Origin of the sequence: Bifidobacterium sp. W8114, from assembly GCF_016101165.1 — a bacterium.
In the GTDB taxonomy this organism is placed as follows: Bacteria; Actinomycetota; Actinomycetes; order Actinomycetales; family Bifidobacteriaceae; genus Bombiscardovia; species Bombiscardovia asteroides.
The window spans coordinates 140,676-155,320 of sequence record NZ_JACFRA010000003.1 but is presented as its reverse complement, the minus strand read 5'-3'; the positions used below and the strand labels follow the sequence as shown (position 1 = coordinate 155,320).

11 protein-coding genes and 1 tRNA gene are annotated in these 14,645 nt (G+C 54.1%); 5 read left to right on the top strand and 7 right to left on the bottom strand.

Annotation, left to right across the window (positions count from 1 at the left end; genetic code table 11):
- Positions 1-4: 4 nt before the first annotated feature.
- From H3T89_RS05275 to H3T89_RS05260, 4 genes are all read right to left on the bottom strand, one after another.
- Complete coding sequence (locus H3T89_RS05275; RefSeq protein ID WP_198216431.1) at positions 5-2,017, bottom strand: DUF6020 family protein; 2,013 nt, start codon at positions 2,015-2,017, stop codon at positions 5-7.
- Between the two features lie 20 nt (positions 2,018-2,037).
- Entirely contained in the window at positions 2,038-2,982 is a 945-nt protein-coding gene (locus tag H3T89_RS05270; protein ID WP_044090870.1) for a glycosyltransferase family 2 protein, read from the bottom strand.
- Positions 2,970-4,727 carry a glycosyltransferase gene (locus H3T89_RS05265; protein WP_198216430.1) on the bottom strand — a complete coding sequence of 586 codons (1,758 nt, stop codon included), beginning with the start codon at positions 4,725-4,727 and terminating at the stop codon, positions 2,970-2,972. Before H3T89_RS05265 ends, H3T89_RS05270 begins: the two co-directional genes overlap by 13 nt.
- 254 nt (positions 4,728-4,981) lie before the next feature.
- Positions 4,982-5,683: a metal-dependent transcriptional regulator gene (locus H3T89_RS05260; RefSeq protein WP_198216429.1), complete on the bottom strand. Its 702-nt coding sequence runs from the start codon at positions 5,681-5,683 to the stop codon at positions 4,982-4,984.
- A gap of 175 nt (positions 5,684-5,858) precedes the next feature.
- On the opposite strand from H3T89_RS05260, the gene H3T89_RS05255 reads away from it, so the two are divergent.
- The 5 genes from H3T89_RS05255 to H3T89_RS05235 all read left to right on the top strand — a co-directional run bounded on the left by H3T89_RS05255 (position 5,859) and on the right by H3T89_RS05235 (position 11,514).
- Positions 5,859-7,301 carry an Nramp family divalent metal transporter gene (locus tag H3T89_RS05255; protein ID WP_232348476.1) on the top strand — a complete coding sequence of 481 codons (1,443 nt, stop codon included), beginning with the start codon at positions 5,859-5,861 and terminating at the stop codon, positions 7,299-7,301.
- A gap of 321 nt (positions 7,302-7,622) precedes the next feature.
- Entirely contained in the window at positions 7,623-9,065 is a 1,443-nt protein-coding gene (locus tag H3T89_RS05250; protein ID WP_198216428.1) for a catalase, read from the top strand.
- A 127-nt stretch (positions 9,066-9,192) separates the two neighbouring features.
- Positions 9,193-10,578, top strand: coding sequence for a sugar porter family MFS transporter (locus H3T89_RS05245; protein WP_015021297.1), 1,386 nt, complete (start codon positions 9,193-9,195; stop codon positions 10,576-10,578).
- A gap of 45 nt (positions 10,579-10,623) precedes the next feature.
- On the top strand, positions 10,624-11,298 hold the full coding sequence (locus H3T89_RS05240; RefSeq protein WP_198203621.1) for an SGNH/GDSL hydrolase family protein: 675 nt from the start codon (positions 10,624-10,626) through the stop codon (positions 11,296-11,298).
- Positions 11,299-11,426: 128 nt separating this feature from the next.
- Positions 11,427-11,514 (top strand) — tRNA-Ser (locus H3T89_RS05235).
- A 606-nt stretch (positions 11,515-12,120) separates the two neighbouring features.
- Here the strand turns inward: H3T89_RS05235 and H3T89_RS05230 are convergent.
- From H3T89_RS05230 to H3T89_RS05220, 3 genes are all read right to left on the bottom strand, one after another.
- Entirely contained in the window at positions 12,121-12,522 is a 402-nt protein-coding gene (locus H3T89_RS05230; RefSeq protein WP_198216427.1) for a hypothetical protein, read from the bottom strand.
- Positions 12,523-12,557: 35 nt separating this feature from the next.
- Positions 12,558-13,553 (bottom strand): MFS transporter, encoded by a 996-nt coding sequence (locus tag H3T89_RS05225; RefSeq protein WP_198216426.1) that lies wholly within the window; start codon positions 13,551-13,553, stop codon positions 12,558-12,560.
- Positions 13,554-13,616: 63 nt separating this feature from the next.
- Complete coding sequence (locus H3T89_RS05220; RefSeq protein WP_198216425.1) at positions 13,617-14,000, bottom strand: MarR family winged helix-turn-helix transcriptional regulator; 384 nt, start codon at positions 13,998-14,000, stop codon at positions 13,617-13,619.
- Positions 14,001-14,645: the final 645 nt, after the last annotated feature.

The window sequence follows — 14,645 nt, the reverse complement described above, 5'->3', positions numbered from 1 at the left end:
TAGGTCATCTTTTAGCTGGTGCTGCCTGCTCAAGATGCAACTCATGACGTTCCACTTTGACGAATGGCACTGCAATCGTCAGCGCAAACATGAAAAGAAAACAGAGCGAATATCTGGAACTACTCGCAGCCAATAGCAGCAGACTGCACCAGTTCACAACGCTGGGAATTAGATACAGCATGTTCCGGTACCGTTTGTTCGCCACAACAAGCGCCATAGCCATCAGAGGCAGCCATACCGTATATAAAGCTTCACTGCCCAGGAAGGAGAATGGGGGTAGCTTATTCAAAGCATCATTTAAAGGAATGCCGATCTTTTCCTGCGTATAACTGGGCTTGCATTCAGAGTACCCCGGAAGTATCTTATAGCCACCGGCTTCCCACCAACCACAACGCACAGGGCCGCTGTAATAATAGGTATCACCAAAAACAAATGAATCTACCAAGTACGGTACTGCGGCAATGTAATCCTTGGGGTAATGGAAGAAAAGCCGGACCCACGTCTTGATGAATTGTATCCTGTCTTCAGAGCTCGAATTTATCTTGTACCCATAATGCTTGGCGTAATCGGCTGAGCTGTCCCTCCATTGCGGCTCCATACGCTTAATGTCCACAACTTTATCGATTGCCTGTCGGTCAGATTCGGACAATTCATCTTTATGGACCATTGCTACTTTCGACAGCTGTTGAATTGGAACAGAAAGAGCCTCTTGAGGCCCTCCAGGTGCGATGTCCAAGGCAGGAAGGACCACCATCGGCACAAATCCCATCACCAGCACAGCTGGGACTAACATAGACAGAAACAAGGAAATGATTTGTTTTCTAAGAAAAATTATTAGCAATAAGAGCGACAGGGTTGTGACGTAAATACCAGTTTTTTTAGTTAGTCCAGAAAGCACACCCAGCACTATCAGGCACGTCACCAGTTTCCAACCGATCGCTTGATGATTGCCGCATCGATAGAGAGCTTCGAAAAAAGCAACAAGCCACAACAAGAAGAGTGGAATCCAGGTCGAGTCCTTGACTATAGTGCTCATATACATGGGGAAAGCCGGCAAAAAAGCCGCTAGACACCAGCAGATGCAGACACAGGAGTCCGGAAGATTAGTGCGCTTTCTAAGCCAGATGAAAGACACCACAAGAGCGAATGCGGTTGCAATACTTTGCAGCACAATCAGAATGCAAAAGCCGAGAATCTCATGGCCAAGCCACAATCCAAGCTCATCAAAAAACCCATACAAGTAGGTATCCGCAAAAGGATGATGATCCTGTCCCGCATACCCTGGCAATTCAACCATCATTATGGGATCCCAGACATGATCGGTACGAAACTGGATCAATTGGACCATAGTGTCAAGGCCAAGTTTCGCGGGCCCCTGGATTATTAGCATTGGTGTCCAACAAAGGACCATGGCAACAGTGGCTAAAACCAAATGACCAGATGCACCATCAAATAGTCGGGCCCCTCTTCCCCAGATACTGTCGTGCCCTGGAGTAGTAATGGCATCCCCATCCTCGGGTTTTCCGGATTCACCTAAATCAGCCGCCTTGTGCATTAACCAACAGATGCCGACAGCAAGTGCGGAACCTATAGACAACACTTGAACAAGTGCCACCAACCAAAAAATAGGTTCTTGCCATCGAGGTACACCGCCCAAATAGTTTGGATAGGAGTTAAAAGGCGTGATTGCCTGCTTCATTAGCCGAGGGAGAACAACAGTGAAAGCCAAAAAGCAGGCAACGATGGAAGCCGTTAGACGATTCCGCCTTTCTGCTTTTTCAAATTCAGGATAAAGTTTGTAAAATAAAAACCCTATTCCCACGGCAAGTGCAACAGAACCCACCTGGCCAACCTGGGCAATGGAGTCTAAGCCTAGTGCCGCCAGATTGCCGAAATTATCGAAAGCCGAAGAATCCACGTTCCTAAACGTCAGGGATTGGGCCGCAAGGATTCCAATGCCCACAGACAAAAGACATCGCGTTTTGCCGAATCGCGCTCTTTTCTCCACCAAAGCCATGTAAATCCCCTCTGGACCGCTTATAGTTGCGGATAATCAATCGAAGGGTTGAACCGTATTGCTTCGACCATCTTCTTGTACATTTGGCAACGCAACTTCTTATCAACTCCCCCAGAGCGCATGGCATACCTAACCTGGGCGCAGAAGAGCAAATAATGCACCAGACTCTTGTGATGCAATCTATAAGATCCCTGATTGCGAATACCATAGGCGAATTTCCAGGCATTCTTCTCGTTGATCATCGAGAAATTGACTCCCTTGTTCTCGCCCATATCGTGCACCACTACGCTATCGAGAACCTGAACTCCGGGGCAGTCTCCACTGATGCGCCGTGTATATTCGGCATCGTCAAACCAGATGAAGTACTCCTTGTAGGGCAGACCGTAAGCCTCCATGACCCAACGTGGTATGAGTACTGATACAAAAGATGCCTGATTGATCAGCACAAGATCCCTAAGCCCCATAGCCCGGAGCCTGCCCCAATCCCAGGTTGGCTCAGGATTGTTCATTTCCGAGATGGTTCCGTCAATATATTTGATCAAGGAGCACGCAAAGGGAATATCTGGGCTGAAGGCCGTAGCGGCACGCTCATATCCCTGAAGCAATTTCTCCAAGGCGTCCGGGGCGGGATAGCCATCGTCATCGAAAATCCAGACGTAATCCGCACCCATTCGGTATCCCTCGCGCATGCCCGCAGAGAAACCACCAGCCCCACCGACATTTTCCGCCAGAGTGACAATACGAAGTTCTGTCCTGCCCTCTAGCGGAAATGAATTCTTATATTCATCCAAGTAATCCGCTGTCCCGTCCGTCGAAGCATTGTCTACGATGATCAGGGCCTTGGGCAGAAGGGTCTGCGCCTCCAAGGAGGCAAGTACCTTCTTCAATTTCGCAAGACGGTTGAAAGTGACAACAACGGCGGCCACATTCTGCTGGTTAACTGGAGTATTTATCACTTTGCCCATTCTCCCAACATTCGCGTGAAGAAGGAGTCAGCTGATTCCTTCCTCGAAAACTCCTGGAGCCTTTCCAGCTCAACCTCCCACAACCGCCTGCGGTCCTCTTCACTATCATCCATCCGTCGCAAGGATCGATCAGCCTGCCTGACCAGCTCCAGCGATTGTCGTGGCAACAGCCCCTGAGATGGAACCAAGGTCGACTGTGAGCCGACATCGGCGCTCAACACAGGCATACCCCGACTGATGGCCTCAATGGTCGTAAGGGTAATGCCTTCGTTAATCGAAGTAACGAGCAGGGCATCTGCCCAATCATAAGTTTCGGAAACCGGCCGAGAGACATCACGGCGCTCTACGGCATTATCCAGGCCGTACTTCTTGAGAAGCTTGGACACTTCCGAATCCATATCGCCACTGCCATGCATGATGAATCGGAAACAGCCGGGATGATGACGTTCTAGTGTTCTGGCAACGTTGATAAAAGCCTCAGGTCGCTTCTGCCTGGTCATTCTCCCTACGAAGGCCACGTGGAAGACATCCCGCTGCACCCGATCCTTATACCTCGGATGCATTTGGTCGGCGGTTAGACCGACCAAAGGTGCCATGACCACTTTTTCCTCTGCTATTCCATGACGCTTTACCAACCAATTTTGCAACTGGGGTGAAATGACATGGTGCAAATCAATATATGGGTCGCGGCTCACGCTTTGGTTCGGGTACCCACCCCGATCGTGGTATTCAAGAATATGCAAAGAATCAACAATGAACGTACTCGGATAATACCGCTTAATCCACCAGAGACGGTCGTACATCCACTGATTGTGATGAATCATAACTCCGCGAATATTGTATTGCTCAAACAATGCCCTGAGCAGCGGTACGTCGCCAATGCTATCTTGTGCCGGAAAAGTTAGATTAATGACGAGGGCATCATCCAAGTCCTTACTTACAATCCAAGGTTGATGACTGTCATTATTGGTAATGACGATAGGCAAGAACCCTGCCTTACGGGCAAGAGCCACTGTTTCCATGGCCCAACGCTCAGCTCCTCCGGGCTGTAGCCAATGCATGGCTATGATTACAGCTTTGGGAGCCGAAGAATCCGGTTGGCTTGGTTCAACAGGCTGATAGGGGTGATGTATGGCCTTATGAGCGAACAACTCGTTAATTGATTCAGGATGATATACTCGAATATCTTTATAGCTCGCCTTTTCACGAATCTTCCTGAGCAGTTCACGTATTTGATCGAACAGCAGAGGGAAATGGAACTCACAGTAATTGTAAATCTGGTTTCGCATAGGCAGTCGGGATGATAGATGCCGACTCTTGACCGTCATATCTGTAGCATCGTCCGGAGTCAAAAGTATGTAGCGCTCATTCCAGTCGACTATCTGATGATGCAGGTCAAAGTAATGAGGTGTGAAGGCCGTCTTGGGTTTGGATACTGACCTGGCTTTGAACTCAATCATTGGTTTAAGACCAGCATCCTTGGTCAGCGAACCATTCAGGGTCGAGGTATCGGTTAAGCGGGGATACTGCCAGTCCTCACCCATGTAGATCCGATAGAGGAGTTCTCGGTTGGGCTGCATCAATGAATGGTAGTTGACTGCGGAAATAATCAAACGACACTGCCGTTTGCTCAAGCCATTAAGTTGCTTCCAGATATCAGGTCCGGTTTCAAATAGCTTCTGCATGTGGTTAATAGTAACTTGAGCGTGGTACGCAGTTCTGATATGTAACTCGCTATTACCCATAAGTTTCATAATCCCAAGAAATACTCACACCACACTTCGCTATATGTTATTTATCCAATAAAGTCGCTACAGTCATGCACTCATCATGCTGTATCGCAGAAAATTACAGACGGATCCAACTCACGAAGAACTCCTGAAATATCTCCAGCAATAACCCGATGGCTATTTACTCGCATAGCGCACAGACAGCACGAGGCCGACCTCAGTGAACAGTAACGCTGTTCAGTACGACAAATCACCGAGTGGTTCTTTGCTCAGTCAAGACTGACCTGAATCAGTGCGGCCTCCTTTTTGGACAGCACTAGGAAGTCCCCCGAAGTGGAGCTGGTTGTGGAAGGCATATCCGTCCGACTTATGGCTAATTCATCATCAGCCTGCCGACTTTCCACCCACACCAGACAGCCAGGTCCTATATGGTAATTGCCGAGCGTGCGCAGTATTCGTGAATCCTCATCGCTGACTCGTTGCACACGTACCGTCGAACCGGAGGATACTTCTGAAAGGGGCCTTGTAGTTGTGGGCATAGGGGGGAGATTCCCTGCGGCCGAGGGTATGAAATCACCATGTGGATCAGCTGTGGGGTGTCCCAGATAGTCGTCAATGCGGTCGATCATTTTATCGGAGACGGCGTGCTCAAGGCTGTCAGCCTCCTCATGCACCTCATCCCAGCCGTAACCGAGGACCTGCACCAGAAAGGTCTCCAGCAGTCTGTGGCGCCGGACCATGGTGACCGCGTAGCGACGACCGGTCTCGGTCAGCTCGACCTTGCCGTAAGGCCTGTGGGTGACCAGACCGGCATCGACCAGACGGCCCAGCGCGCCTGATACCGTCGACTGTTTCATGCCCGTCCTGTCGGCCACCGCAGTGGGCTGGACAGGCCCCTTGTCCCATTCCTGAAGATCCCAGATGACCTTGAGATAATCCTGGGCGCTGGAGGACAGTTCGGCAATTCCCATGTTCCACAGTCTATAGCACAGCTCCATGGCACGACCCGCAGGTAACCCAGCAGGCATATTTCGACATTGTCACAGATCACCTCTGGTATTCTTCGTCAAGCGCCATTAGACTTCGAAGGGTCGAAGTCTATAGCCAGCCGTACGACCGCCAAGGTCCAGAAACAAGGAAGGTGACATGCCGAACACTAAGACCCGACCCGCTTCAGGGTCCGCCAGTCCAGCCGGATCCGAAGTCAGGAATCCGCCATCCGGTCGGCAGCACCAATCCCATCCCATCATCGAAACGGCCAACGGACGCTCCCTGGAGGAGATCAACGCCACGATCTCCGTGCCCAACTCGACCAGCTCCTTCTGGAAGAACCTGGCAGCTTTCTCCGGCCCTGGCGCTCTGGTGGCAGTCGGCTACATGGACCCAGGCAACTGGATCACCTCCATCGGCGGCGGCGCCCAGTACGGCTACCTGCTCATGAGCGTCATCCTCATCTCCAGCCTGATCGCCATGATGCTGCAGTACATGTCGGCCAAGCTGGGAATCGTGACCGGTCTGGATCTGGCGCAGGCCACCCGCCAGCACACCAGCCGTCGGCTCAGCTTCGCCCTCTGGATCTGTACGGAGCTGGCTGTGATGGCCACCGACATCGCGGAGGTGATCGGCGGGGCCATCGCCCTGAAACTGCTCTTCGGCATTCCGCTGATCCTAGGCGTAACGCTGACCGTCCTGGATGTGCTCATCCTCCTGCTGCTGACCAAGATCGGCTTCAGACGCATCGAGGCCATCGTGGCCACACTGATCCTGGTCATCATGGCGGTCTTTCTCTACGAGGTCTTCCTGGCAAGACCCGACCTGCCCGCGGTCTTCCGCGGCTTCATCCCCGACAAGGCCATCCTGGGCAACGGCCAGCTGACCATGGCTCTGGGCATCGTGGGCGCCACGGTCATGCCCCACAACCTCTACCTGCACTCATCCATCGTCCAGACCCGCGACTTCGACCGAAGCGATGACCGTCAGGTTGCCAACGCGGTCCGCTTCGCCACCTGGGATTCCAACATCCAGCTGTCCGCCGCCTTCGTAGTCAACTGCCTGCTGCTGGTGCTGGGTGCGGCCATGTTCTTCGGACATGGCGAGGGGCTGGATACCTTCACGGCCCTCTACAACGCCCTTGGCGACAAGACCATCGCCGGGCCGGTCGCCTCCGGGCTGCTCTCCACCCTCTTCGCCGTAGCCCTGCTGGCCTCAGGCCAGAACTCGACCATCACCGGCACCCTGACCGGGCAAATCGTCATGGAGGGCTTCATCCGCATGAGGATTCCTCTCTGGCTGCGCAGGCTGGTCACCCGTGTAATCTCCATCATCCCGGTGCTTATCTGCACCATAGCCTTCGGCGGCAAGGAGTCCGCCCTGGATAGCCTGCTGGTTTACTCCCAGGTCTTCCTGTGCGTGGCCCTGCCCATATCCATGATCCCCTTGGTCTGGTTCACCTCCTCCAAGAAGATCATGGGCAAGTACGCCAACCCTCGATGGATGGTCTTCCTGGCCTGGATTGTCGTAGCCGTCCTGACCGGGCTCAACCTCCAACTGGTCATCCAGGATGTGGGCGAACTGATACAGATGCTCTGAGCGCCAATGCCCTGATGAGAGCCGCCGCCGTTTGCCGAATGAATGAGGCAGTGCCGGCGGCTTTCCTATAATTCTTTCTGCATCAGACCCATCACCCTTAGGGTTCATAAAGCACTGGCTTGATTAGTGAGATATCTGACTCTCGCTCAGCGCGCATATCCACCAACTCCCTTTCCTGTCAGATACGGTGGATGATAGCAGGATTTTATCAAGGGTCTTGCTATCAGCGACCGGACGGCCGACCAGAAACAGGTTCACAGACCTGGCTCGCATGGGACCGTCGATCGCAAAAATCATAGATGTAAGAGGAATCGAGCAGATATGAACGACAAACTCACCACCAACGAAGGGCAGCCCTGGGCAGACAACAACCATAGCCAGACGGCGGGCACCCGCGGACCCATCCTCATGCAGGACTACCAGCTTCTCGAAAAGCTGGCCCACTTCAACCGCGAGCGCATACCAGAGCGCGTAGTACACGCCAAGGGGGCTGGAGCCAAGGGAACCTTCACCTTGAACAAGGACATGAGCGCCTACACCAAGGCCGACGTATTCAAAGGAGCCGGCAAGACCACGCCCATCCTGTTGCGCTTCTCCCAGGTGGCCGGTGAATCCGGCTATCCCGACACCCTGCGCGACGTCCGCGGCTTCGCCCTGCGCTTCTACACGCAGGAGGGCAACTATGACGTAGTGGGCAACAACACCCCAGTATTCTTCGTCAACGACCCCCTGAAGTTCCCCGACTTCATCCACTCGCAGAAGCGCGACCCCGCCACCCACCTGCGCAGCCAGGAGATGCAGTGGGACTTCTGGTCGCACTCCCCCGAGTCGGTACATCAGGTGACCTACCTGATGGGCGACAGGGGCAACCCGGCCAGCTATCGGAACATGAACGGCTACGGAAGCCACACCTTCAAGTGGGTCAATGCCAAGGGCGAGCAGTTCTGGGTCAAGTACCACTTCCTGAGCGAGCAGGGCGTAAAGAACATGACCGACGAGACCGCCGCCAAGGTCGCCTCCGAGGACACGGACTTCCTCCTGCATGATCTCTACGATGCCATCGACCGGGGCGACTACCCGAAGTGGAAGGTCTGCGTGCAGATCCTGCCCTACCAGGAGGGCCTGGACTATAAGGACGATATCTTCGACGTGACCAAGGTGGTCTCCAAGAAGGACTATCCGCGCATTGAAATAGGCGAGTTCGTGCTGGACACCAACCCGACCAACTATTTTGATGATGTGGAGGAGGCGGCCTTCTCCCCCGCCAACTTCGTTCCCGGCATCGAGCCCTCGCCCGACAAGCTGCTGCAGGGCCGCTTGTTCGGATACAAGGACGCAGAGCGTTACCGTCTGGGCGCCAACTACGAACAGCTGCCCATCAACCGACCGGTCAACGAGGTCCACAACTACGAGCGGGATGGGTTCATGTCCCAGGGGCAGGACGGATCAGTCAACTACGAGCCCAACAGCAAGGGCGGCCCCGTGGAGGATAACGATGCCCGTATGCACGGCGATGCCGTCCAAGGGCAAACCGAATATTCCCGCCCCTATGACAAGGACTACTACTCCGCGGCCGGCCGTCTATACAGGCTGATGAGTCCGGAAGAGAAGGACCGTCTGATCCAGACCATCAAGAACAACCTGGGATCCGTTGATGACCAGGAAATCCAGATCCTTGAGACCAGGCAGTTCTACCAGGCCGACCCTGACTATGGCCAGCGGGTGGCCGAGGCACTTGGCCTTTCCATGGATCAGATCAAGTAGGTTCTTCAATCCCTGTTCACGCTGACTCCTTTATGAGTGCAAAGTCTGGCAACAACTACTGAGATTAAAAAATGTCAGATATATCACATTTAGTGTATGAAAGTGTATGCCTGATAAAGGAGTCAGCGTGAGCACAGGATACTCAGAGCAAAAGGAAACCAGCGGTTCCAAATATGTCATATTCGTCGTACTGATAGCAGCCATTGGCGGTTCGCTTTTCGGATACGACCAGGGTGTTATATCCGGTGCCATCAGTTTCTTCTCGGTACATTTCAAACTGTCCCAGGCCCAGGTGGGATTCGTGTCGGCCGTGCTGGCTCTGGGAGCCATGGCCGGGTGCCTGATCGCCGGCTGGATGAGCGACCATGTAGGCCGTAAACCCGTCATGATCGTTGCGGGCCTCCTCTTCACACTCTCCAGCCTGACCATGGCCGTCTCGCCGACGGTGACGGTACTGATCATCGGCCGCATCCTATCCGGCATCGCCATCGGCATGGCCTCGACCATCGTCCCGCTCTACATTTCCGAGGTTGCACCAGCCAGGATCCGCGGGACTCTGGTCAGCGCCAACCAGCTGGCCTTCGCCATCGGCATGACCGTGGTCTACATAGTCAATGCCACCATTGCCAACCTGAACCCGCCTGACTGGAACAACGCCTGGGGCTGGCGGTTCATGTTCGGCTCAGGCATGGTTCCCGCAATCATTTTCTTCGTCCTGACGCCTATCATTCCCGAGAGCCCGCGCTACCTGATCGAAAAGGGCCGCACCGAGACGGCCATGAAGGTCCTGACTCGCATGAACGGCGCCAAATCCGCTAAGGACGAGGTAGACCTGATCAGTAAGACGGTCCAGACCGAGCAGAAGGGCCTCTTCAGCGAACTCTTCAAGCCCGGCATCCGCTTCGCCCTGCTCATCGCCCTCCTGGCAGCCGCCTTCCAGCAGCTCACTGGCACCATAGCCGTCGGGTATTACGCTCCCATCATCTTCCAGAAGACCGGCATCGGCGCCAACGCCTCCCTGATCGAAACCATCGGCATCGGCGTGGTCAAGATCATCTTTGTGGCCATCTTCATGGTCTACATTGACAAGCTGGGCCGCAAGAAGCTGCTGACCTGGGGCGCAGTGGCCATGGCCGGCGCCCTTCTGGCCCTGGCACTCTTCTTCTCCATCGGCAAGTTCAACACGCTCATGAACATCCTGATCGTCATCGGGATTCTCGCCCACACCGCTTTCTATGAGCTGTCCTGGGGCGGCGGCGCCTGGGTCATCATGTCTGAGGTATTCCCGACCCGCATTCGTGGCCGCGCGCAGTCCCTCTGCTCCCTGACCATGTTCTTGGCCTCCTTCTTCGTTGGACAGGGCTTCCCGATCATGCTCAACGGAATCGGAGCCACATGGACCTTCATCATCTTCGCCCTCTTCTGCCTTGTCATGGCATGGTTCGCCAGGAACGTCCTGCCCGAGACCAACGGCAAGACCCTGGAGGAAATCCAGGCCGAATTCCAGAAGTAAACCCGATCAGGCAAGGAAAGAAAAAGAAAGGGAATAAGACAAGACATGATGCTGTCTGAGGATTACTTCAAGGACAAGATCATCAACTGCTTCGGAGATTCGACGACCTGGGGCGATAACGGTCTGGATTCAGGAGGGCAAAGCATCTCCTGGACCCAGACCCTCCAGCGGCTCATACCTTTCAAGAAGGTGAGGAACTACGGTGTCTGCGGGTCGCGCATCGCCGTCTGCGAGGACAGGGACGATTCCTTCATCGAACGGTTCGAGCAGATGGACACTGAGGCGGACGATGTTGTAGTCTTCGGCGGAGTCAATGACTTCCAACATGATGTACCGCTGGGCGAGGAAAACAGCACGGACAGCCATACATTCTCAGGTGCCTTGAATGTCATGCTGACTGGTCTGCTGAAGATGTATCCCACACAGAACCTGGTCATCATTACGGCCACGCAGAACAACTTCGTCCACCCGACCAAGAACTACCCCAACACCCGTCAACACAACGCCTGCAATCTTTTGCAGGAGGACTATGTACAGAGGATGAAGGAGATATGCGCCAGCTACTGCATCCCGGTCGTCGATCTGTTTGCACAGAGCGGCATCAGCCCCTTCATAGAGGGACATGAACGCTTCATGCCTGACGGCCTGCACTACAGCCAGGAGGGTTACCAACGGCTCGGGCGCCGGATTACCGGCCTGCTGCTGCCGTATCTGTTGTGAACATGGGTCATTGGAGCCCAGGCTAATCGGGCTCCAATGACCCCACACGCCAGGAGCGGTAAGATCCGCCGCCTATGCTATAGTTTTCTTTTGTGCCGCTACGAAAGCCAATGGTTTTTGCAGCACCTGGAGGATTCGCCTAGTGGTCTATGGCGCACGCTTGGAAAGCGTGTTGGGTTCACGCCCTCACGAGTTCGAATCTCGTATCCTCCGCCAGCAGAGTCTTGGACAGTGACCCAAGACTCTTTTTGTATGCGCAATATCGGCATCACCATCCTTTGCGCTGTCTATCCTGTTCCTTTCCACTATGTCTGGTCTTAGCAGGTCGTTTACTATAGTGAGCTAGGCGGTCTTGTTACGATAAGGCGCCTGATCACCTAAGTACTTGGCAAGACAGGGATGTCTGGAGGCGACAAGACGCTGCGAGCAGAGCGAGACAAAGAAAGTTCAAGGCCATGCCGTTGAAGACTTACGGCAAATGTGAGAGAGGATACGCTCAGCCCCGTCACCAGCTACAAGTTGGCACCCATAGATCTTTGCGACGGGTGATCTTACTTAAGCGAATCACCGGTCGTTTCCTGGACAGGCTGATAGGCGCCTCTTCTGGTCTGAGCGCTGAGTGCGTCCACAGCAGACTGAAGGTTATATGATCTGCAAATGTAATGATCGGCATCATATCAATTTCCATTTCGTACATCTATATAAGCGTCATACCTTTTTAAGTATCAAATTATGACCGATGCCTGTATCCCTGCTCGTTGGCATCATGAACCAATCGATGTCAGCAACGGTCCCTGCTTTGAAAACGAAAAGACACCTTTCTTACTCAGTCGCAGTTCTATTCGGTTTAAGGAAGAGCGAGCCGCATAGGCCGATCAGGGCTATGACTGCAAGGAAGATGAAGGCCCATTGGTAGCCCTGGTCGAGAGCCTGGGCTGTCGTGGCTCCACTGAGACTGCCACGCTGGGCACCGATGGTTACGATCATCATAGCGGCGGCCGTACCGAGCGAACCGCCCACCTGACGGACAGTCGAGGCAGCCGCGTTGCCATGAGCCGTAAGTTCCGTCGGCAGAGCGTTGATGCCCTCGGTGAAAGTAGTCATCATGACCAGTGCCACTCCTGCCAGGCGCAGAGCATAACAGGAGGCGATAACGATAAGACTGGTAGCGTTGCCGAACCATATCATCGGCAAGGTTCCGGCCAACAGCACCGCATACCCCAAAAGGGAAATCTTCCTCGCCCCGATTCTTTGGTAGATCATCCCGGAGAGAGGGTTGAATATGCCATGACAATGGCTCCCGGCAACATGACCAGACCAGAGATGAGCGCGCTTGACCCGCGCGTATTCTGCAAGTAAAGAGGGAGGACCAGCTCCACCCCGACCATGGCGATGTTGCTCAGGGTGCTCAGCAGGCTGGTCAGATTGAAGGTGAAGTTCGTGAAGACACGCAAATTCACCAGCGGAGACTCCAGAAGCAGCTGACGACGACAGAACAGGGCCACCACCAGCAAGCCGGCCAGAAGCAATCCGAGGTCAAGCACTGAGACACCGCCCGCCTCCCCAATGTCGGACAGGGCGTACAGAATGAGCCCGAAACCCAGGCAGGAGTAAACCACGGAAGGCGTGTCCAGCCGGGTTCTCACCTGGCGGTTAACCGTGTAGACCAAGAAGAACGAGGCCACCAGAATCGCAGCGCTCAAGGCAGCAAGCAGCACAAACAAAGCCCTCCAGGACCAGTGCTCCAAAACAAACCCTGAGAGCGTGGGGCCAACCGTAGGACCTAAGGCCACCACCAGGCCCACCATGCCCAAGGCCACACCGCGCCTATCCGGCGGGAAAAGCAGCAGCACCACATTCTGAATGAAAGGCATCAACGATCCAGCGGCCACAGCCTGGATGATCCTGCCCGCCAACAACAGCGCGAAATGCCCTTCGGAGAGGACACAGACCAGGGAGCCGGTCAGAAAAATAGCCATCATGACCATGAAGGTGTGCTTGGATCGGAAGTTGGAAAACACCCAAGCCGATACGGGTATCATCAGCCCCACCACCAACAGGTAGGAGGTGCTCAGCCACTGAGCAATGGATTGGGACACATGGAATTCCGCCATGATGGTGGGCAGAGCATTGTTAAGGAAAGTCTCCGCCATCAAGGCCAGGAAAGCCCCTGCCAAAAGCGTACCCATCATCGCAGTGCGACTTCCCTCAGCCCCTCCTTGGCTGCCTTCCCCCTTGGCGCCATCCTTATTCATATCGCATCCTCTCCGTCCTTCACCGGCTCGGGCCAAAGCCTGCGTGATCCGACTAAAAGCAGATCAGGATTCCATGTTTCTAATGATTCGTTCCAGGTAGCCGACCAGCTGTCTGCTCTCCTGCTCATCGAACCCTTTCAAGGCAAGCTCGCCCGTGGCCTCTAATACATGCCGGATCTCGACCTGGTGGGCGTTCAGCTCCTTGCGCGCCTGCCCGGTGAGCTCAAGAACCATCTGACGTCGGTCATCACTCTGCGGCTTTGCCGTCAGCCATCCTGCCTTGACCAGCCGTTTGACAACTCCCCGAACCGTGGGATGGCTCAAACGGAACCTGTCGCCCACAGTCTTCTGCGTCACCTCCAGGCCCTCATGCTCAAACAGGTAATAAACCATGACAAATTGGGGACCAGTCAGATTGGGAAAGATGCTCCGCACACACTCATTCATGTGCTTTTCCAGCAGAGTGTTGGCTATTTTGACCAGTCCCTCTGGCCGCTTCTCCGAGAGCTCCAAAAGTTACCGCCTCCCTAAAATGTAGCGTGCTACATTATTAAGAAAGAAAGCCTGGCTGTCAAATCAAGGAACTACAAAACCTATCCAACAACGTTCGTAATACAGGAGACGAGGGGATGCTCGAGCCAAAGAAGAGCCATAGCTCAGCCTCTCCGACCGGTGGACATGCTGGCTTACCTGGCATTGAGGTGTCAGTATCATCGTTCTGCATAACCGACCGACTAAGCAAAACTGATAGGGCGATAAGTTGACACTCCGTCCCACCACCCCCTGTCAACAAATCACGAGCCTTGAGTCCCACAGCCCCTCTTTGCCTTGGAGCGACCGATACAAAGAACCGCTAACCCGCCTCAAGGGATCCACCCGGCAAACACACGCCTACTCTCATGCAAGAAGCTCTTTCGAGCAGCAATGGAGGCATGGAAGAGCGTCCTTTGCACAGAAAGGTCCGATTAAGCGTTCCATGAAATATCCTGCGCTATTTCAACAAAACACAGCGAATATCGAACCTCCTGAGACCCGACTTCATCGGTCCGATACAGTCAGACAATACCGAAGCCAGAGCGTAGCTGCCTATCT